Source organism: Sphingobium sp., assembly GCF_048594625.1.
Lineage (GTDB): Bacteria > Pseudomonadota > Alphaproteobacteria > Sphingomonadales > Sphingomonadaceae > Sphingobium.
On sequence record NZ_JBMDWL010000069.1, the window covers coordinates 1 to 19,710 of the forward strand.

Annotated in this window: 18 protein-coding genes, 1 tRNA gene, 1 other RNA gene and 1 pseudogene; 15 read left to right on the top strand and 6 right to left on the bottom strand. The window is 64.8% G+C overall.

The genetic code is table 11. From position 1 onward, the window contains the following. Positions 1-55 precede the first annotated feature (55 nt). Positions 56-712, bottom strand: a complete 657-nt coding sequence (locus ACOJSJ_RS08335) for an alpha/beta hydrolase (protein WP_420144522.1) — start codon at positions 710-712, stop codon at positions 56-58. A gap of 142 nt (positions 713-854) precedes the next feature. Between ACOJSJ_RS08335 and ACOJSJ_RS08340 the strand changes: the two genes are divergently transcribed. The 13 genes from ACOJSJ_RS08340 (at position 855) to ACOJSJ_RS08400 (ending at position 11,816) form a co-directional block, all read left to right on the top strand. Then, complete coding sequence (locus ACOJSJ_RS08340) at positions 855-1,889, top strand: cysteine desulfurase family protein (protein WP_420144523.1); 1,035 nt, start codon at positions 855-857, stop codon at positions 1,887-1,889. Then, positions 1,886-2,974, top strand: coding sequence for a cysteine desulfurase family protein (locus ACOJSJ_RS08345; RefSeq protein ID WP_420144524.1), 1,089 nt, complete (start codon positions 1,886-1,888; stop codon positions 2,972-2,974). The genes ACOJSJ_RS08340 and ACOJSJ_RS08345 overlap by 4 nt, the downstream gene beginning before the upstream one ends. A 19-nt stretch (positions 2,975-2,993) precedes the next feature. Next, positions 2,994-3,329, top strand: a complete 336-nt coding sequence (locus tag ACOJSJ_RS08350; RefSeq protein ID WP_420144525.1) for a 2Fe-2S iron-sulfur cluster-binding protein — start codon at positions 2,994-2,996, stop codon at positions 3,327-3,329. Between the two features lie 7 nt (positions 3,330-3,336). After that, complete coding sequence (gene blaSGM / locus ACOJSJ_RS08355; protein WP_420144526.1) at positions 3,337-4,317, top strand: SGM family class A beta-lactamase; 981 nt, start codon at positions 3,337-3,339, stop codon at positions 4,315-4,317. A 125-nt stretch (positions 4,318-4,442) separates the two neighbouring features. Beyond that, positions 4,443-4,540, top strand: an RNA gene (gene ffs / locus ACOJSJ_RS08360) — signal recognition particle sRNA small type. A gap of 51 nt (positions 4,541-4,591) precedes the next feature. Further along, complete coding sequence (locus ACOJSJ_RS08365) at positions 4,592-6,226, top strand: DNA polymerase III subunit gamma/tau (protein WP_420144527.1); 1,635 nt, start codon at positions 4,592-4,594, stop codon at positions 6,224-6,226. A gap of 3 nt (positions 6,227-6,229) precedes the next feature. Continuing rightward, positions 6,230-6,553 (top strand): YbaB/EbfC family nucleoid-associated protein, encoded by a 324-nt coding sequence (locus ACOJSJ_RS08370; protein ID WP_420144528.1) that lies wholly within the window; start codon positions 6,230-6,232, stop codon positions 6,551-6,553. A gap of 238 nt (positions 6,554-6,791) precedes the next feature. After that, complete coding sequence (lon, locus tag ACOJSJ_RS08375) at positions 6,792-9,188, top strand: endopeptidase La (protein WP_420144529.1); 2,397 nt, start codon at positions 6,792-6,794, stop codon at positions 9,186-9,188. Between the two features lie 182 nt (positions 9,189-9,370). Beyond that, the gene (locus tag ACOJSJ_RS08380) at positions 9,371-9,643 is read left to right on the top strand and encodes an HU family DNA-binding protein (protein ID WP_024019962.1); all 273 of its coding nucleotides are present in this window, start codon (positions 9,371-9,373) and stop codon (positions 9,641-9,643) included. 402 nt (positions 9,644-10,045) lie between these two features. Then, the gene (locus tag ACOJSJ_RS08385) at positions 10,046-10,624 is read left to right on the top strand and encodes a septal ring lytic transglycosylase RlpA family protein (protein ID WP_420144530.1); all 579 of its coding nucleotides are present in this window, start codon (positions 10,046-10,048) and stop codon (positions 10,622-10,624) included. A gap of 92 nt (positions 10,625-10,716) precedes the next feature. Further along, positions 10,717-10,793: transfer RNA gene (locus ACOJSJ_RS08390), tRNA-His, on the top strand. 119 nt (positions 10,794-10,912) lie between these two features. After that, entirely contained in the window at positions 10,913-11,296 is a 384-nt protein-coding gene (hisI, locus tag ACOJSJ_RS08395; RefSeq protein ID WP_420144531.1) for a phosphoribosyl-AMP cyclohydrolase, read from the top strand. Next, entirely contained in the window at positions 11,283-11,816 is a 534-nt protein-coding gene (locus ACOJSJ_RS08400; RefSeq protein ID WP_420144532.1) for a hypothetical protein, read from the top strand. The genes hisI and ACOJSJ_RS08400 overlap by 14 nt, the downstream gene beginning before the upstream one ends. On the opposite strand, the gene ACOJSJ_RS08405 is transcribed toward ACOJSJ_RS08400, so the two are convergent. Both ACOJSJ_RS08405 and ACOJSJ_RS08410 read right to left on the bottom strand, forming a co-directional pair. After that, positions 11,813-12,433, bottom strand: a complete 621-nt coding sequence (locus ACOJSJ_RS08405) for a YitT family protein (protein ID WP_420144533.1) — start codon at positions 12,431-12,433, stop codon at positions 11,813-11,815. The two genes, ACOJSJ_RS08400 and ACOJSJ_RS08405, sit on opposite strands and share 4 nt — an antisense overlap. Before the next feature lie 128 nt (positions 12,434-12,561). Continuing rightward, positions 12,562-13,770, bottom strand: a complete 1,209-nt coding sequence (locus ACOJSJ_RS08410) for an MFS transporter (RefSeq protein ID WP_420144534.1) — start codon at positions 13,768-13,770, stop codon at positions 12,562-12,564. Positions 13,771-13,924: 154 nt separating this feature from the next. Between ACOJSJ_RS08410 and ACOJSJ_RS08415 the strand changes: the two genes are divergently transcribed. After that, a complete protein-coding gene (locus ACOJSJ_RS08415; protein WP_420144535.1) occupies positions 13,925-14,815 on the top strand; it encodes an EamA family transporter in 891 nt (296 codons plus the stop codon). 22 nt (positions 14,816-14,837) lie between these two features. Here ACOJSJ_RS08415 and ACOJSJ_RS08420 read toward each other — a convergent pair whose 3' ends face one another. The 3 genes from ACOJSJ_RS08420 to ACOJSJ_RS08430 form a co-directional block, all read right to left on the bottom strand. Beyond that, complete coding sequence (locus ACOJSJ_RS08420) at positions 14,838-15,551, bottom strand: L,D-transpeptidase family protein (protein WP_420144536.1); 714 nt, start codon at positions 15,549-15,551, stop codon at positions 14,838-14,840. 277 nt (positions 15,552-15,828) lie between these two features. Then, positions 15,829-18,096: an NADP-dependent malic enzyme gene (locus tag ACOJSJ_RS08425; protein WP_420144537.1), complete on the bottom strand. Its 2,268-nt coding sequence runs from the start codon at positions 18,094-18,096 to the stop codon at positions 15,829-15,831. A gap of 27 nt (positions 18,097-18,123) precedes the next feature. Beyond that, positions 18,124-19,029 (bottom strand): LysR family transcriptional regulator, encoded by a 906-nt coding sequence (locus ACOJSJ_RS08430; RefSeq protein ID WP_420144538.1) that lies wholly within the window; start codon positions 19,027-19,029, stop codon positions 18,124-18,126. 98 nt (positions 19,030-19,127) lie between these two features. Between ACOJSJ_RS08430 and ACOJSJ_RS08435 the strand changes: the two are divergent. Beyond that, a pseudogene (locus tag ACOJSJ_RS08435) lies at positions 19,128-19,710 on the top strand (malate synthase G); the annotation flags it as partial.

Consider the following 19,710-nt stretch of genomic DNA (forward strand, 5'->3'; position numbering starts at 1 on the left):
CAAAAAAAGGGCAGCCAGCGGCTGCCCTTTTGCTGTGCCAGCTATCGGGTCGATCTCAACGGATCGGCGAATCCGGCGACAGGCGCATGTCGAGATAATTGTCGACTGACTTCATCAGCTGGTCGAGTTCATGTTCGAAGAAATGGTTCGCGCCGCGAATTTCGTCATGATGGATGGTGATGCCCTTCTGCGTGCGCAGCTTGTCCACCAGCTTCTGCACGGCGCTGGCCGTCACCACTTCGTCCGACGTCCCCTGCACGATGATGCCCGAAGACGGGCAGGGCGCGAGGACGGAAAAGTCGTACATGTTGGCGGGCGGCGCGACCGAGATGAAGCCGCGGATTTCCGGGCGACGCATCAACAGCTGCATGCCGATCCACGCGCCGAAGGAAAAGCCCGCGATCCAGGTGGTCTGCGCTTCGGGATGGAAGCTCTGCACCCAGTCGAGCGCCGCTGCGGCGTCGCTCAGTTCGCCGATGCCATTGTCGAACGTGCCCTGGCTGCGGCCCACGCCCCGGAAATTGAAGCGCAGCACAGCAAAGCCCCGCTTCACGAAGGTCTTGTACAGCGCCTGCGTGATGCGGTCGTTCATCGTGCCGCCGCCCTGCGGATGCGGGTGCAGGATCATGGCGACCGGCGCGCGCGGGCGGGGCGGGGGGCTGAAACGGCCTTCGAGACGACCTTCGGGTCCGGGGAAAATGACGTCGGGCATGGCACCTGTTATGATTCTGGGCCGCCCTTTCGGAACGGCGGATGGGGGCCGGTGCGCAGGCATGATGCTTCATGCTGGCGCAACGCGGCAATCCGCCTATATAGATGCCGCCGCCATTTCCGCAATCAATGAGTAATGCCGCTTGGCCGCCACACGCCTTTATCTCGATCATGCCGCCACCACCCCCATGCTGCCACAGGCGCAGGCCGCGATGGTGGGGGCGATGGCCAGCTGGGCCAATCCATCCAGCCCCCATGCCGATGGCCGCGCCGCCCGCGCCACGCTGGAAGATGCGCGCAAACGCATCGCGGCGGCGCTGGGCTGGCACGGGTACGTCCTCTTCACCTCCGGCGCGAGCGAGGCCATCGCCATCGCCCTGACCCGCACGAAGGCGGGCCGGATCGTTACATCGCCGGTGGAACATGACGCCGTGCTGCGCGTGACGAAGGGGGCGGAACGGCTGGTGGTGGATGGCGGCGGGATCGTCCAGATGTCGGACCATCTGGCCGGGGCGATCATCGCCATACAGCATGTCAATAATGAGACCGGCGTGATCCAGCCGCTCGACCGGATCGATCGCGACGGCGCGATCCTGTTCGCCGACTGCGCCCAGAGCGCGGGCAAGCTGCCGTTGCCCGATGCGGATATGATCGCCATCAGCGCGCATAAATTTGGCGGGCCGCCGGGCATCGGCGCTCTGCTGATCCGCGACCTGACGCTGATCGAGCCGAGCGGCGGGCAGGAACAGGGCTATCGCGCGGGCACTGAAAATCTGCCTGCGATCCTCTCCATGGCGGCTGCGTTGGATGCACGGGAGGACTGGCTGCCGCGTGCCGCCGCCATGCGCGCGCGGCTGGACGCGGCGGTGGAGGCGGCGGGCGGCGTTATCGTCGCGCGGGATGCGCCGCGCCTGCCCGTTATCGCCAGTTACCGCATGCCCGGCCTGTCGGCCCGCGCCCAGCTGATCCAGTTCGACATGAAGGGGATGTCGGTGTCGGCGGGCAGCGCCTGTTCGTCCGGATCGCTCAAGACCAGCCATGTGCTGGGCGCGATGGGGTGGGACGACAGGGCGGCGTCGGAAGTCGTCCGGGTGAGCTTCGGCCCGCAGACCAGCGACAGCGAAGTGGACAGTTTCATCGCCGCATGGGTCGCCATGGCTGAGAAAGCAAAGAATTGATTTATCTGGATTATCAGGCGACGACGCCGCTCGCGCCAGAAGCGTTCGATGCCATGGTGCCGCTGCTGCGCGATCAGTTCGCCAATCCGCACAGCGCCCATCGCGCAGGCCGCCTTGCCGCCGCGCAGGTGGAGGTGGCGCGCGATGAAGTCGCACGATTGCTGCCATCGGGCGGGAAATTGATCTTCACATCGGGCGCGACCGAAGCGCTCAATATCGCGATACAGGGCGCGCCGCCCGGCGACATCGTGACCATCGCGACCGAACATGCCGCCGTGCTGGACACGGTGGAGGTGCTGGCCCGGTCCGGTCGCAGGGTCACGATATTGCCGGTCGATGCGGGCGGCATCGTCGATCTGGATGCCGCCGCGCGCGCCATCGTGCCGACTGTCTCACTCGTCGTCGCAATGCTGGTGAATAATGAGATCGGCGTGATCCAGCCGGTGGAGGCGCTGGCCGACCTGGCGCACCGGGCGGGCGCATTATTCCTGTGCGACGCGGTGCAGGGCTATGGCCGGGTGCCGATCCCCGCCAATGTCGATATGGTCGCGATCAGCGCGCATAAAATCCATGGGCCAAAGGGCGTGGGCGCGCTATGGCTGCGCGATGGGGTGCGGCCCGCGCCGCTGATCCATGGCGGGGGGCAGGAAGGCGGACTGCGGTCCGGCACCCTGCCGCCCGCGCTATGCGCCGGGTTCGGCATCGCGGCCAGACTGATGCGGGACCGCGCCGAAGAGGATCGCACCCATATTCACGGCCTGTCGCTGCTGGCCCGCACGCTCTTTTCCGACTGGACGCTCAACGGCGCTGCAACCCAGCGTTATCCCGGCAACCTTAACCTCCGCCGCGACGGGATCGACGGCGCGCGACTGTTGTCCCATTGCCGCAATGTTGCTTTTTCGCTCGGCAGCGCTTGCGCAAGCGGGTCCGGACGGCCTAGCCATGTGCTGCGCGCACTGGGCCTGACAGACGCACAGGCGCGCGGATCGGTGCGGATCGGCTTTGGCCGTTACACCACCGCGCAGGATTTGGAGAGGGCTGCAACGGAATTGAATGAGGCGGCAGCCGTACAAGCGGCGCCGTAAAAGGGAGCGCACGCAATCTATGACCAGGGTCACCTTCATCAGCGCCGATGGCGAACGACGGCAGGAGGTGGACGCGCCCGCTGGTGCGATATTGCTGGAAGTTGCGCAGGCGGCGGGCCAGCCGCTGGAGGGGACATGCGAAGGGCAGATGGCCTGTTCCACCTGTCATGTCATTGTGGACGCTGCCGATTTTCCGAAACTGCCCCGCGCAACCGAGGATGAAGAGGATATGCTGGACCTTGCCGCCGCCGCGACCCGCACCAGCCGCCTGGCGTGCCAGATCGTGCTGGATGGGACGCTGGACGGGCTGACCGTGCATATCCCCGGTGAATTCAACAATATGCAGGGCATGTGATTTCGACATGAAGCAACTGACCATCGCGTTCGCCGCCCCGTGTCTGCTGGCCGCGTCTCTGCTGGCCGCGCCGTCGCTGGCCGCCGACAAGAAGGCCCCGCCCAGGGAGCCGGTACCGACCGGCCGCCTCGATTCGCTGATGCCCGCCGCGCCGCGCTATCTGGTGCCGCAATCGGCGCTGGCGGATGCGCGCAATCCGGCGGAGATCGAAAAGGAAACCGGCGGGCGGCTGGGCGTCGCGCTGGTCGATAAATCGGGCGCGCTGCTGCTGGGCTTCAACCGGGACGAACGGTTCGCCATGTGCTCGACCTTCAAGGCGCCGCTGGCCGCTGCCGTGCTGATCGGCGCGGAAGGGGGCAAGTTCGGGCTGGAAGGGACCATCCCCTTCGGCAAGGACGATATTCTCGACTATGCGCCGGTGGTGAAGAAGAACCTGAAGCGCGGCCGCATGACCATGGCCGAACTGGCGCAGGCGGCGGTGGAGGTCAGCGACAACAGCGCCGCCAATCTGCTGCTGCCGATGCTGGGCGGGCCGGAGGGGCTGACCGCCTTCATCCGCGCCCATGGCGACAGCGTGACGCGGCTGGACCGCAACGAACCCGCGCTCAACGAAAATGCGGAAGGGGATGAGCGCGACACGACGTCGCCCGCTGCCATGGCCGGGCTGATGGGGCGGCTGTTCTTCAAGGATATGCAGGGCGACAGCGCGGATCGGCTGCGCACATGGTTCAACGCCAGCAGCACCGGCGACCACCGGATCAAGGCGGGCCTGCCCGAAGGATGGACGTCGGGCAGCAAGACCGGCACCTGCGGCACCGCCTATAATGACGTCGCGCTGGTGAAATCGCCTGCGGGGGACGAATATATTCTGGCCGTCTATCTGGACCGGCCGACCGTCGACGCGAAAAAGGCGGAGGCGGCGATTGCGGAAACCGCCAAAGCCGCGCTGGCCTTCGTCGCGAAGGCACAGAAGAGCGGGCTGGAGTAAGCATGGACTCCGTTCGCTTCGAGCGAAATCGAGAAGTCTTCGCCAGTCGTTTCTCGACAGGCTCGAAACGAACGGAGTTTGCGCAAGAGGCCTTGCCATCGTCGCGTCACTTCTGCATATGCCGCGCCGGGAGTCGGGCGGACGTGATCGTCGCGAACCGGGTCAGGTCCTGACGGAAGCAGCCACAGTGATTTCGTCACGGGTCGTTCCGGCTCCTACTTTTCAAACATCATCCAGCTTCGACAATGGCCGTCTGAACGGCTAGACGATGACCATGTCCGATTCCCAGCAGCCCTATCGCGTCCTTGCGCGCAAATATCGACCGCGCAGCTTTCGCGAACTGATTGGGCAGGACGCGATGGTCCAAACGCTGGGCAACGCCATCAAACGCGGCCGTCTGGCCCATGCTTTCCTGATGACCGGCGTGCGCGGGGTGGGGAAGACGTCCACCGCCCGCCTGATCGCCAAGGCGCTCAATTGCGTCGGTCCGGACGGCCAGGGCGGTCCCACCATCGATCCGTGCGGTGTATGCGAACCCTGCGTCGCCATTGCCGAGGGGCGGCATATCGACGTCGTGGAAATGGACGCCGCCAGCCATACCGGCGTGGACGACGTGCGCGAGATTATCGAGGCTGTGCGCTATGCCGCCGTGTCCGCGCGCTACAAGATCTACATCATCGACGAAGTGCACATGCTGTCCAAAAACGCCTTCAACGCGCTGTTGAAGACGCTGGAGGAGCCGCCCGCCCATGTGAAATTCCTGTTCGCGACGACCGAAGTGAACAAGGTGCCGGTGACGGTGCTGTCCCGTTGCCAGCGTTTCGACCTGCGCCGCATTCCCGCAGAATTGCTGGCCGCGCATTTCACCCATGTGGTGGAGGCGGAAAGCGTGGCGGCCGAACCCGATGCGCTGGCGCTGATCGCGCAGGCGGCCGAAGGATCGGCGCGCGATGGCCTGTCCATTCTCGATCAGGCGATCGCCCATGCGGAAATGGGGCCGGATGGGGAGGATGGCGGCGCGCCGATGGTCACCGCCGCGCAGGTGCGCGACATGCTGGGCCTGTCGGATCGCGGTTCCACACGGCGCCTGCTGGGCCTGCTGCTGGAGGGGGACACCGCCGCGCTGTTGGGCGCGGTGCGCGATCAATATGCGCTGGGCGTGGAGCCGCTGTCGCTGATGCGCGGTCTGATGGAACTGACCCACGCCGTGACGCTGGTCAAGGCCGGGCGCGACATCGCCAGCCCCGGTCAGTCGGCGGAGGAGCGGGAAGCGCTGGCCGACTGGGCATCGCAGCTTGGCTTTGCGCCGCTGCATCGCCTGTGGCAGCTGCTGGTGAAGGGGCATGATGAAGTGGCGGGCGCCGTCCTGCCCATCGAAAGCTGCGAAATGGCGCTGCTGCGCGTCATGCACGCCGCGACCATGCCGGACCCCGGCGAACTGGCGCGGTTGCTGCGTGAAGGTGGCGGAACCGGCGCCACGCTCGCGTCGCCGGGTGTTGGACAGGACGGTCCATCCGCCGAACCGTCGGCCATGTTGCCGCGCACGATGCAGGAACTGGTGGCGCTGATCGACAGGCAGAAGCCGTCTCTGGCGAATTTCCTGAACGATTGCGCGGCACTGGTGGCGCTCGACCCACCGGATCTGGCGGTACGGTTGACCCATGACTGGCCGCAGGGCGATTTCAAGCGTGACCTCACGCAGGCGCTCAACGCCGCAACGCCAGGCATGAAATGGACCGTGCGGCTGGAAGAAAGCGGCGGCGAAGCGACCCTGCACCAGCAGGAACAGGCCGAAAAGGCGGAAGCCCGCGCGGAAATATTGGAAACCCCGGTGGTCAAGGCGGCGATGGCCGCTTTCCCCGACGCGGTGTTGGTCGAACCCGACCAGCCCGAACGATGGAGTGCGTAAGATATGAAGGATTTGAACGACATATTGGGCATGGCGAGCCGTGTTCAGGAAGAATTGCAGCGTGCGCAGGACAATCTCGACAATCTGGAAGTCGAAGGCGCGGCTGGCGGCGGTCTGGTCAAGGTAAAGGCATCGGCCAAGGGGCGCATCCTTGGCGTGTCGATCGACGACAGCCTGCTTGCCCCGTCGGAAAAGCAGATGCTGGAAGACCTGATCACCGCGGCGGTCAACGATGCGCGCAAGAAGGCCGATGAAGTCAGCAATGCCGAAATGAGCAAGATGACCGCTGGCCTGCCGCTGCCCCCCGGCTTCAAGCTGCCTTTCTGATCGGGAAGGATTGCGCGAGCCCTTCCGCCTGTCCCGCCGCGTACATCGTGGCCGGGCGGGGAGGGGGGCTGTTGCCGCTACCGAAATGCGCGACGGCACATTTCACAAATGATGGATCATCATCTTTGGTTCATCGTTTCACCATTATGACATCGGCCGATTGATTGCCGCGACGGGCATCACCATAATGGCGATGAACCGTAGGAGAGGGCCGCTTCGCATCGGCCCCGGAGACTGAATGACTGTGCAATATCCCCTTCTGCCGCTGCGCGACATCGTCGTCTTCCCGCAGATGATCGTCCCGCTGTTCGTGGGCCGCGACAAGAGCGTCGCTGCGCTGGAAGCCGCGATGGAAGGATCGAAGGAAATTTTCCTCGTATCGCAGCTGGACCCTGCGGAGGATGATCCGGGCCGCGATTCGCTCTACGACACCGGCGTCATCGCCATCGTGCTGCAATTGCTGAAGCTGCCCGACGGCACCGTGCGCGTGCTGGTGGAGGGGAAGCATCGCGCCCAGCTCGATTCTATGGAAACGCGCGACAATTACCTGATCGCCAATGTCCATGATGTCGAGGAAATCGCCGCCGAAGGACCGGAAGCCGCCGCGCTGATGCGCTCGGTCGCCGAACAGTTCGAAAATTACGCGAAGCTCAACAAGAAGCTTCCCGCCGAAACCCCGGTGCAGTTGCGTGAGATCGAGGATGCCGGCCGCCTTGCCGACGCCGTGTCCGCCAACATCAACGTCAAGGTCTCCGACAAGCAGTCGCTGCTGGTCGAGGCCGATCCGGTCAAGCGCCTCGAAATGGTGTTCGCCTTCATGGAAGGCGAACTGGGCGTGCTGCAGGTCGAAAAGAAGATTCGCGGCCGCGTGAAGCGCCAGATGGAAAAGACCCAGCGCGAATATTATCTCAATGAACAGCTCAAGGCCATTCAGCGGGAGCTGGGCAATGGTGAGGGTGAGGAAGGTGACGAACTCGCCGAACTCACCGAAAAGATCGCCAAGACCAAGCTCAGCAAGGAAGCCCGCGCCAAGGCCACGGCGGAGCTGAAAAAGCTCAAGGGCATGCAGCCCATGTCGGCCGAAGCCACGGTGGTCCGCAACTATCTCGACGTTCTGCTCGGCCTGCCATGGGGCAAGAAGGGCAAGGTCAAGAATGACCTGAAAAAAGCGCAGGACATATTGGATCAGGACCATTTCGCACTGGAAAAGGTCAAGGACCGGATCATCGAATATCTGGCGGTTCAGGCGCGTACCAACAAGCTGAAAGGTCCGATCCTGTGCCTCGTCGGCCCGCCGGGCGTGGGCAAGACGTCGCTGGGCCGCAGCATCGCGAAGGCCACCGGCCGAGAATTCGTGCGCCAGTCGCTGGGCGGCGTGCGGGACGAGGCCGAAATTCGCGGTCACCGCCGCACCTATATCGGCTCGCTGCCGGGCAAGATCGTCACCAACCTGAAAAAGGCGGGCACGATGAACCCGCTGTTCCTGCTCGATGAAATCGACAAGCTGGGTCAGGATTTCCGGGGCGATCCGGCGTCCGCCCTGCTCGAAGTGCTGGACCCCGAACAGAACAGCAAGTTCCAGGATCATTATCTGGAAATCGACGTCGATCTTTCGGACATCATGTTCGTGACGACGGCTAACTCGCTGAATTTGCCGCAACCTCTGCTCGACCGCATGGAGATCATCCGGCTGGAAGGCTATACCGAGGATGAAAAGGTCGAAATCGCTCAGCGCCATCTGATCGCCAAGCAGATCGAGGCGCATGGTCTGAAGGATGGCGAGTTCGAAGTAACGGAAGAGGCGATCCGCGACCTCATCCGCTACTATACCCGTGAAGCGGGCGTCCGCACGCTGGAGCGCGAAGTCGCGCGTCTGGCGCGCAAGGCGCTGCGCAAAATCCTTGAAGGCGCTTATGAAAAGATCGTCATAACGCCCGACAATCTCGACGAATTTGCCGGTGTGCGCAAATTCCGCCATGGCGTTGGCGAGGAAGAGGATCAGATCGGCGCGGTGACGGGCCTTGCCTGGACCGAAGTCGGCGGCGAACTTCTGACCATCGAAGCGGTCACCGTGCCCGGCAAGGGCGCGATCAAGACGACCGGCAAGCTGGGCGAGGTCATGAACGAATCGGTGCAGGCCGCCTTCTCCTACGTAAAGGCGCGCTCGCCCGGCTATGGCATCAAGCCCAGCCTGTTCAACCGCAAGGACATCCACATCCACCTGCCCGAAGGTGCGGTGCCCAAGGATGGACCGTCGGCGGGCATCGGCATGGTGACCTGCATCGTGTCGACGCTGACCGGCATTCCGGTGCACAAGGATGTCGCGATGACCGGGGAAGTCACCCTGCGCGGGCGCGTCCTGCCCATCGGCGGCCTCAAGGAAAAGCTCCTCGCGGCGCTGCGCGGTGGTATCAAGACGGTGCTGATCCCGCAGGAAAATGAGAAAGACCTAGCGGAAATTCCGGCCAACATCCGTGAAGGTCTGGAAATCGTGCCGGTGTCCCACGTCGACGAAGTGCTGGCGCGCGCGCTGGCGTCGACGCCCGAAGCGATCGCCTGGACCGAGGAAGATGACCTGGCCGCGCAGCCGAGCAATCTGGCGGCGCGCGATGGGGATGCTGCATTGCGGCATTGATGGTCAGGGAAAGCGGCGGTTATCCGCAGGTTTTGGCGACGATGCGCGGGCTGGCGCAAAATTCGGCGCGCGCGGACGGATTTGTCGCTTTCCCTTTGACAGGCGTAGGATTCCGGGCCTTATTGCGCCCCCTACGCCGCGATTCCTAATACAACCAAACAGCACAAGGGGGTTCCCAAGGCATGAACAAGCAGGATCTTATCAGCGCAGTTGCTGAAAGCAGCGGCCTCAGCAAGAATGACGCGACCAAGGCGGTCGAAGGCGTGTTCGACGCCATCACCGGCGCGCTGAAGAAGGGCGACGAAGTGCGCCTGGTCGGTTTCGGCACTTTCTCGGTTTCGCAGCGCAAGGCTTCGACCGGCCGCAACCCGCGCACCGGCGAAACCATGACGATCAAGGCTTCGGCCCAGCCCAAGTTCAAGGCTGGCAAGGGCCTCAAGGATTCGGTCAACTAAAGGGCGCGGCGCCTGTAGCGATATGGGCGCCCACCATTTGACCGGATACCGGCATCGCGGCCGGAAGTTTTTTGGAGAGTAGAGCGACGACAGAGGGGGCACCCTTCGCGGCGCGGAACGCCGACAGGCGAAAGGGACGAAGGCGAAACGCGCCTTCGTCCCTTTCTTATGCGATGTGGATGGATGGGATGCCATTCCCTTCCCGCCTGCGGCAGGGGCAGCGAGACTTGCGCGCGCAGCGCGTTAGTCGCAGCGGGGTGGGCATTTGCAACGCTGCCCAGCCCCCTAACCCCCTCCCGGAATATGGTCGCGTGTTCGCGCATGCCAGCCATACCCTTCAACCTCTTCCTTTTCTCACGCCCAACTCTCGACCCCGTTAAGCGGGCCGGTTAGACAGGCCCCATGACGACGGGACGCACGGGCAGGGCCAAGGGGATCATTTCTGCGCTGACCTGCGCGCTGTTGCTGTCGGCTTGTGGCGGCGGTAATTTCCGTCCGGTGCGCGACACGCCCGTCAAGATCGGCCCGCCCTATAAGGTGCGCGGCACCATCTATGTTCCGGTCGCCGATCCGTCCTATGACATGCTGGGCTATGCCAGCTGGTACGGGTCGGAATCGGGCAACCGCACCGCCAATGGCGAACAGTTTCGCGCCAAATGGGTCACCGCCGCGCACGCCACCTTGCCGCTGCCCAGCTATGTCGAGGTGACGGCGATCAACACCGGCAAGACCATCCTTGTCCGCGTTAACGACCGTGGGCCTTTTGCCGGGCAGGGGCGGATCATCGACCTGTCGCGTGGCGCGGCCGATGAACTGGGCATCCGGGCGCAGGGTCACGCGCCGGTACGCGTGCGCTTCGTTGATCCGCCCGAAAAGGACAAGGCGCGCCTGCGCAAGGGCCAGCCCGCCAGCGGCCGTCCGCGCCTGTCGGACAGGGCGCTGGCCCGATTACGCGATCAGATGCGCGCTGCCGGCATGTAATCGCAGGAAAAATTCTGCATTGCATTTTGATTGCTTGACGACTGGGGATCGGCCGCATATGTGGCCCTTCTCTCAGGGGCACAGCCCCCGTGGCGATCGTAGCTCAGTTGGTTAGAGCGCCGGTTTGTGGTACCGGAGGTCGCGGGTTCGGATCCCGTCGATCGCCCCATTTTCGCTTATTTCCCCTGTCACAAGGGGCCTGTTCTACCACGGCACAGGCGCGCTTTTCGCCCGCGCGATACGCAAAAGCGGTTCCCACTTTTCACCGCGATGTTCTATAGCCCCGGCATGACCGATGCGCGCGACCGGGGGCTGACCCTCAACCCCAAATATGACGATAACGGCCTGATCACCGCCGTGGTGACCGACGCCGTCGATGGTGGCGTGCTGATGGTCGCACATATGAATGCGCAGGCGCTTGCGCTGACCGTCGAAACCGGCCTTGCCCATTTCTGGTCGCGCAGCCGCCAGTCGCTGTGGAAAAAGGGCGAAACGTCGGGTCATATGCTGGAAGTGCGCGACATCTGCATCGATTGCGATCAGGACGCCGTCTGGGTGAAGGCGGTGCCCGCTGGTCCCACCTGTCACACCGGCGCGCGGTCCTGCTTCTTTCGCCGGGTCGGGACGGACGGCCTGACGCCAGTCGACCCCGGCATCGATGCGGCGGGCTAGCGTCGCGCTGATCCTGATGCTGGCCGCGTGTCAGCGGGATCCGGCGGCGACGCAGGCCGTGCCGGATGGCGTCGGCGCGCCTGTATCGGGGCTTGAGCGCGCCGCAATCGCAAGCGGCGCCATCGTCGATGCGACGAAGACGTCGCCCGTGGGCCTGTACCGACGCAGTCATGAGGCTGGCCGTGACCTGCTATGCGTCATGCCCGGTGGCAAGGATGCGGCGTTCCGCTTCGGCCTGCAGGCCAATTTCGGTGAGGATCAGAGCTGCCGGGGGCAGGGGACGGCACGGCGCGCGGGCGACAAGCTGATCCTGCATTTCACGAGCGGCGACCGCTGCATCGTCGTCGCGCAATATGATGGCGATCAGGTGGCCTTGCCCGGCGTGGTCGACATGGCCTGCGCGGACCTGTGCGAAGGGCGTGGATCGCTGGAGGGGGTCAGCTTCCCCCGCACCGCCAGCGACGCCGTCAGCGCCCTGCGCGCGCGCGATGACGCCGGGAATGCGCTCTGCACGGGTTAATGCCCGATATAGCGGCCGGGCCGATGGTTCACCATCAAAACCGCATCCATCGCAATGGCGGACAGCACCGATAGCCAGAATTGCCCCGTCGTCAGCACCGGCAGCGACGCGATCAGGATCAAACTGTCGCAGATCAGCTGCGTGCGCCCGGCATTCCATCCGCGCGACCGCTGCAGGATCAGCGCGACGACACCCACGCCGCCCACGCCCGCGCCATGGCGGGCGATGGCCAATATGCCGAAACCGATGATCGACCCGCCGAACAGGGCGGCAAAGACCGGATTGACCTTCGCGATCTGCAACGCGGTCGGCATGGCGACGCCCACGCCCATGATCGCGACATTGGCGAACAGGGTTTTCAGGCCAAAGGCCAGCCCCATCGCCCGCCCCGCAAAAAGGAAGAAGGGGATGTTGATCAGGATGAACAGGACGGCGGGCGACCAAGGGATCAGATAGGATAGCAACAGCGCGATCCCCGCCATGCCGCCCGTCACCAGATTGGCCGCCTTCAGCAGCATCAGCCCCATGGCGATGAAGGCGCAACCGATGGCGATGGCATAGCCATCCTCGGCCAGGCTGTGCGGCCGTGCGGGGGGAAGGGTAGGAGGCGGTGCCATGGACGAAATCCGTAAAGCCAAGGAACGCCCGGCATCCTCCTGTTATATTATTGCGCCACCTTATAACGACATTGCGATCGGCTGCAAAGTGTCAGCCGTGCTGTCCTATCATATTTTCCGGAATGATGTCATTCGGCCGGGGCCAGCACAGCGCTGCCCGGCCGCCGGTCGATCGCGATGGCGGTCAGGAATATGGCAAGGCCGCCCAGCGCCAGTGCGCTGCCGATCCAGCCGGTCGATACCAGGCCATAGCCCGCCGCGATCGACAGCCCGCCCAGCCACGGACCCAGCGCATTGGCGAAATTGAATGCGCTGTGATGCAGCGCCGCCGCCAGCGTCTGCGCATCGCCCGCCACGTCCATCAGCCGCGCCTGAAGCGGCGTACCCAGGCCGCCGCCGATGCCGATCAGGAAGACGATGATGCTCAGCGTCCAGATATTGCCCGCCATCAGCGGGAACAGCGCCAGCGACGCCGCGCTCCACAGCAACACGCCGATGACCGTGCGGTTCTGCGCCCGGTCGGCCAGCCATGCGGCGACCAGATTGCCCAGCGTCAGTCCGATGCCGAATATGATCAGGATCAACGGCACATAGGTTTCGGACACATGGGTCACTTCGATCATGGTCGACGCGACATAGGTATAGACCGCGAACATGCCGCCAAACCCGATCGCGCCGGTCAGCAGCGTCAGCCATACCTGCACGCGGGTCAGCGCCGTCAGTTCGCGCATCGGGCTGGCCTTGGGGTCGCCCGCGTCGCGCGGTGCGTAGATGGCGACCAGTGTCACCGTCGCAACGGCGAGCGCCGTGACTACGAAGAATCCGGAACGCCAGCCCAGCACCTGACCCATCCAGTTGGCGACCGGCACGCCGATTACGGTGGCGACGGTCAGGCCCGACATGACCTGCGCGATCGCCAGCGTACGCTTTTCGATCGGCACCAGATTGGCGGCGACCAGCGCGGCGACGCCGAAATAGGCGCCGTGCGGCAGGCCAGACAGGAACCGGAACAGCAGCAGCCAGTGATAGCCGGGCGACAGTGCCGACAGGCCGTTGGCCAGCGCGAACATCGCCATCAGGCCGATCAGCAGCGTTCGGCGCGGCAGGCGCGCGCCGAACGCGGCGATCACCGGCGCGCCTGCCACGACGCCCAGCGCGTAGGCGCTGATGGCGTGCCCGGCGGTGCTGATGTCGATGTTCAGGTCGCGGGCGAAAAAGGGCAGCAGGCTCATCGACGCAAATTCGGTCGTGCCGATGGCGAAAGCGCCAACGGCAAGGGCGAACAGGACGAGCGCAGGATGCGCGGTCTGGGGACGAGTGCCCATAGCATGCTCCATGCTGCGTTGCAAAATAATACGGAAGTCACGCAAATGGGCCTGATGACGGCTTCGGTCAACCCCGCCCGTATATGAGATTTTTGCAGTTGCGACGTCGTGTTCTGCAATCAATTGCATTGGGCGCTTTGGGTCCGATCGGCTATAGCGCCCGCTTATGGCAAGGGATGGGCATCATGGCGGGCGCGGCGCCGCATTGGCTGGCGCGGGCGCGGTGCTGCTCTCGCTCAGTTCCATGAATTTGGGCGCGGCTTTTGCCAAGACGCTGTTTCCGCTGGTCGGCGCCTATGGCATCGCGGCGCTGCGGATCGATCTGGCGGCGATCCTGCTGCTGTTGTTCCGGCGGCCGTGGCGGCGACCGATCCCACGCGACATACGCTGGCCGCTGCTGGCCTATGGCGTGACGCTGGGGTTCATGAACCTGTTCATCTATCAAGCCTTTGCCCGCATTCCGCTGGGCATCGCCATGGCGATAGAGGTGACGGGGCCGCTGGCGATCGTGCTGTTCGGGTCGCGCCGACCCCGCGATTTCCTGTGGCTGGGCGCTGCGGTTGCGGGGCTTCTGCTTCTGCTCCCCCTCAAAAGCGACGCTGCGCTCGATCCGCTGGGCGTCGCCTTCGCCGTTGGGGCGGCTGCCTGCTGGGCGCTATATATCCTGACGGGGAAACGGATTTCCGGCGCATTGGGCGGCGATGCCGCCGCATGGGGCATGCTGGTCGCGGCGATATTGATGATGCCGGTCGGCCTTGCCCATGCGGGGGCGGCGCTGTTTTCGCCATGGGTGCTGATGGTGGGGCTGGCGATCGCGCTGCTGTCCAGTGCTTTCCCCTATTCGCTGGAGATGGAGGCGATGCGGTGGCTGCCCGCCCCGGTATTCGGCCTGATGCTGAGTTCCGCGCCCGCCGTTGGCGCGCTGGCGGGCTTCATCGTGCTGGGTGAGCGACTGACGCCGCTGCAATGGTTCGCGATCCTGTGCATCATGGCGGCGTCCGGCGGCAGCGCGCTCACCACCGGCAGGAACGCGGCGATAGAGGACGCCCCGCAATAAAGTCCGCAATAGCGCGGTATTTTCAGCCCACCTGCGCCCTGCTGACGTCCAGCATCTTGCCATCGGTAATGACGACGACGTCGCCCACCTTCGTCACGCCGAACAGTTTCTGCGCGAACGCCTTTGGCACGCCGATGCAGCCATGGGTGGCGCGGCCCCATTGCACGTCGCTGCCATGGATGAACACGCCGTCGCTGGTCAGCCGTTGGGCAAAGGGCATGGGCGCATTGTCATAGGTACGCGAATAATAGTCCGCGATTTTCTGCGTGATCGGGAATGCGCCCTTGGGGCTGGGCTTGTCGGTCGCGCCATACAGGATAACCGCCGCGCCGATTTCATAACCTGCGCGAAACACCGACAGCGTCTGCGCGCGCAGGTCCACCGTAACGACGACCGGGCCGGTCGCGGGCGCGCCCTTTTCGTCCCAGGCAAAATCGCCATGGCGGAACGGCCCGTCGATTTTCAGCACCCGCTTCACGCGCAGCGCATTGGGATCGACGGCCATGCCCTGATCGCTGCGCCGTTCGACCGGTTTCGCCGGGACGGGGGTGGCGGCAGGGGTGGGGGGCGAGACTGGAGCGGGATCAGCCGCTGCGACCGTTTCGGGCGCGGCGGGCGCGGTGATCGATCCGCCAAAGGATGGCCGGTCGATCGATGCGGCCACCACCAGCCCGGTGATGACGACCACGCCGCCAATCGCCAGCTTCGGCCCGAAGCGTTTCAGAAAATTCGCCATATTCGCCCCGATGCCTCCATTCGCGCGCAGGATAGCCGCAAAAGGTTAGAGCATGATGAAGTCGGCTGGAACAGCCGACGGCTCGCATCATGCGACCAACGAAAGACGGTCCTTGCATGATGAAGTCGGCTGGAACAGCCGACGGCTCGCATCATGCGACCAATAAAAGACCGTCCTTGCATGATGAAGTCGGCTGGAGCAGCCGACGGCCATGTCAGGGCAGGGCGGGCAGCCGGGGCGGCATCCGATCCGCTGGACCGGAGACGCCCCGGCCGGATCAGCCTGCGCGCGCGACTTCCGCCGCGGCAATGGCGGTCAGGTTCAGGATGCCGCGCGACGTGACGCCGGGCGTCAGCACATGAATCGGCTTGGTCAGACCCATCAGCATCGGTCCCACGGTGGGCGAACTGGACGATGCGGCCAGCGCCGTCAGCGTGATGTTGGCGGCGTCCAGGTTCGGCATCACCAGCAGGTTCGCCGGTCCTTCGAACCGCGAATCGGGGATCAGGCGTTCACGCAGCGACTGGCTGAGCGCCGCGTCGGCATGCATTTCGCCATCGACCGCCAGGTCGGGCGCAGCTTCGCGCACCAGCTTCAGCGCCTTGCGCATCTTGCCCGCGCTGTCGGTATGCGACGCGCCGAAATTGGAGTGGGACAGCAACGCCACGCGCGGCGTCAGGCCGAAATGCTTGAGTTCGGCCGACGCCGCCAGCGTCATTTCCGCAATCTGTTCGGGCGACGGGTTGGGCACCATATGGGTGTCGGTGATGAACAGCGCGCCCGCGTCCAGGATCAGGCCCGACAGCGCATAGACGCGGCTATGTTCGCAATCCCGGTCGATGATGCGCAGCACATGTTCGACCTGCCCCCAATATTCGGATCGGCCGCCGACCAGCGCGGCATCGACCCGTCCGGTGCGCAGCAGCATGGCGGCGGTCACGGTCGGGCGGCGATAGACATGGCGCAGGATTTCATCGGCCGGCACGCCCCGGCGCGATGCGACCGCGCGATAGGCTTCGACCAGTTCGCCCATCACCAGATGATCGGTTTCCGGATCGATCAGCTCGACATCCTTGTCGAGGTCGAGGTTGAGGCCAAGGTCGGGCAGCTTCTGCTCCAGAATGCGGCGACGACCGACCAGTGTCGGGCGGACGATCCCTTCGTCCAGCGCGTCGCGCACGGCGCGCAGCACGCGCTCGTCTTCGCCTTCGCCATAGGCGATGCGGGTCTGGCTGCCACGCGCGGCTTCGAACACCGGCAGCATCAGCTGGCCCGAACGGGTGTTCTGGTGCGTCAGGCTGCGCTTATATTCGTCGAGGTCCAGCGTCTTCTTGGCGACGCCGCTGTCCATCGCCGCTCGCGCGACGGCGACCGCGATTTCGCCAATCAGGCGCGGGTCGAACGGCGTCGGGATGATATAGTCCGCGCCGAATACCAGCTTGCGCCCGCCATAGGCCTGCGCCACGCTGTCATGCGCGGGCATGCGGGCGAGGCTGGCGATGGCGTCGGCCGCCGCGACCTTCATCGCTTCGTTGATCTGCGTCGCGCCCACGTCCAGCGCGCCGCGGAAGATATAGGGGAAGCACAGGACGTTATTGACCTGATTGGGATAGTCCGACCGGCCCGTCGCGATGATCGCGTCGGGGCGCACTTCGCGCGCGGCTTCGGGGCGGATTTCCGGCTCCGGATTGGCGAGCGCGAAGATCAGTGGATTGGGCGCCATCAGCGGCAGCCATTCGGGCTTCAGCACGCCCGGCGCCGACAACCCTAAGAACAGGTTCGCGCCCGGCAGGACGTCGGGCAGGGTGCGCGCATTGGTGTTGCGGGCATAGCGCGCCATGTTGGGCAACATGCCTTCGCGACCCGAATGGATGACGCCGTCCTTGTCGGTCATCGTCACATTTTCGATCGGCAGGCCCATCGACACCAACAGGTCGACGCAGGCCAGCGCAGCCGCGCCCGCGCCCGATGTCACCAGCTTCGCGTCGGCCAGCGTCTTGCCCTGCAGCACCAGCGCATTGCGCACGGCGGCGGCCACGACGATGGCGGTGCCATGCTGATCGTCATGGAAGACCGGAATGTTCATCCGTTCCTTCAGGCGAGCCTCGATCTCGAAACATTCGGGCGCCTTGATGTCTTCCAGGTTGATGCCGCCAAATGTCGGCTCCAGCAGGGCGACGGCTTCCACGAACTTGTCGGTGTCGGTGGTGTCGACTTCGATGTCGAACACATCGATGTCGGCGAATTTCTTGAAGAGGACGGCCTTGCCTTCCATCACCGGCTTGGACGCCAGCGCGCCGATCGCGCCCAGGCCCAGCACGGCGGTGCCGTTGGAAATGACGGCGACCAGATTGCCGCGCGCGGTATAGTCCATCGCCTTGTCGGGATCGGCGGCGATCTCGACACACGGGGCGGCGACGCCCGGCGAATAGGCCAGCGCAAGGTCGCGCTGGTTCACCATGCGCTTGGTCGGCTCTATGCGGAGCTTACCAGGCTGGGGAAAGCGGTGATAGTCTAGGGCGGCGCGGCGGGTGTTATCGTCCATGGGCGCGGCCTTAGAGCGTCGGTTCCGCTAGGGCAAGCCAGTCCGTTCCCACGGCGGGGTCGGGACATAAAGTGTAACAAGAAAATCGACGAAGGCGGTGATGGCGGCGGGCGGATGGGGCTGGGGCAGCTGTACCGCGAACAGGCCGACGTCCGCCGATCCTTCATGGCTCGCCAATATTTGCTGCACCTCGCCGCGCTCCAATGCTGCGCTGATGTCCCACAGCGATCGCAGCGCAATACCCCCGCCCGCCAGCGTCAGCTCGCGCACCAGTTCGCTGCTGTTGGTGCGCACATGGCTGCGCCCTTCCACCTTCACCGGTCCCTTCGGCCCGATCAGTCGCCAGGGCATCTGCCCATCGGCGGCGATCAGGCGATGATCGCTCAGGTCCGCGATCTTTTGCGGCACCCCATGCTGCGCCAGATAGGCAGGCGCGGCGCACAATATCCGGCGGTTGGTCGCCAGCCTTCGCGCGATCAGGCCCGGCCCCGGATCGGCGGTGATGCGGATGGCGATGTCCGCCCCGCTTTCGATCAGGTCGGCGAAATCGTCCGACAGGTCGATGCGCAGCTCCACCTTGGGGTGCGCATCCATGAAGCGATGCAGATAGGGGGCAAGGTGCATCCGGCCAAAGGATGTCGGCGCGGTGATGCGCAGTGGGCCGGACGGGGTGGCGGATGTGCCCGACACGCGCCGCTCCGCTTCATCCAGCGCCGCCAATATACCGCGCAGGTCGGCATGCAGCCGTTCCCCCGCCGGGGTCAGGGCCAGCCGCCGCGTGGTACGATGCAGCAATCGCGCGCCCAGCCGCTCCTCCAGCCGCGCCAGCCGTTTGGACATCATCGCAGGCGAAATCAGCAGCCGCCGCCCGGCCGCCGCCAGCCCGCCTTCATCCACGACGGTCACGAACAGTTCATGGTCGGGGTCCATCATATTCGTTCACCAGAAGAATGACTGTGTTCGCATAATAGCGTCTAAACGGCATAATGGAAAATCTTTATGATGGGCGCATCATAAAGGAGTGGACTGACATGACCGACCGCAGCATCGACGCAATGACGGACAGGGCAGGGCTTCAGGTCGCGCAACTGCTGGCCGACTTCATCGAGGATCGCGCCTTGCCCGGAACGGGCATCAGCGCCGACGCCTTCTGGGCCGGTACGGCGGACATCTTCGCCCGCTTCACGCCCGACAACGCCGCCCTGCTGCGCAAGCGTGACGCGCTTCAGACCCAGATCGACAGCTGGCATGAACAGCGCCGTGGCCAGCCGCATGATGCCGCCGCCTATCAGGCGTTCCTGCGCGACATCGGCTATCTGGTCCCCGAACCTGCGCCATTCACTATCGGCAGCGATCATGTCGATAATGAAGTCGCGCGCCTCGCCGGGCCGCAGCTGGTCGTGCCGATCCTCAACGCCCGCTTCCTGCTGAACGCCGCCAATGCGCGCTGGGGCAGCCTGTATGACGCGCTCTACGGCACCGATGCAATCCCCGGCGCCGCGGCGGGGAAGGGCTATGACGCCGCCCGCGGCGCGCGGGTCATCGCATGGGCCAAGGCATTTCTGGACGATGCGATCCCGCTGGCGACCGGCAGCTGGGCCGATCTGACGAGCA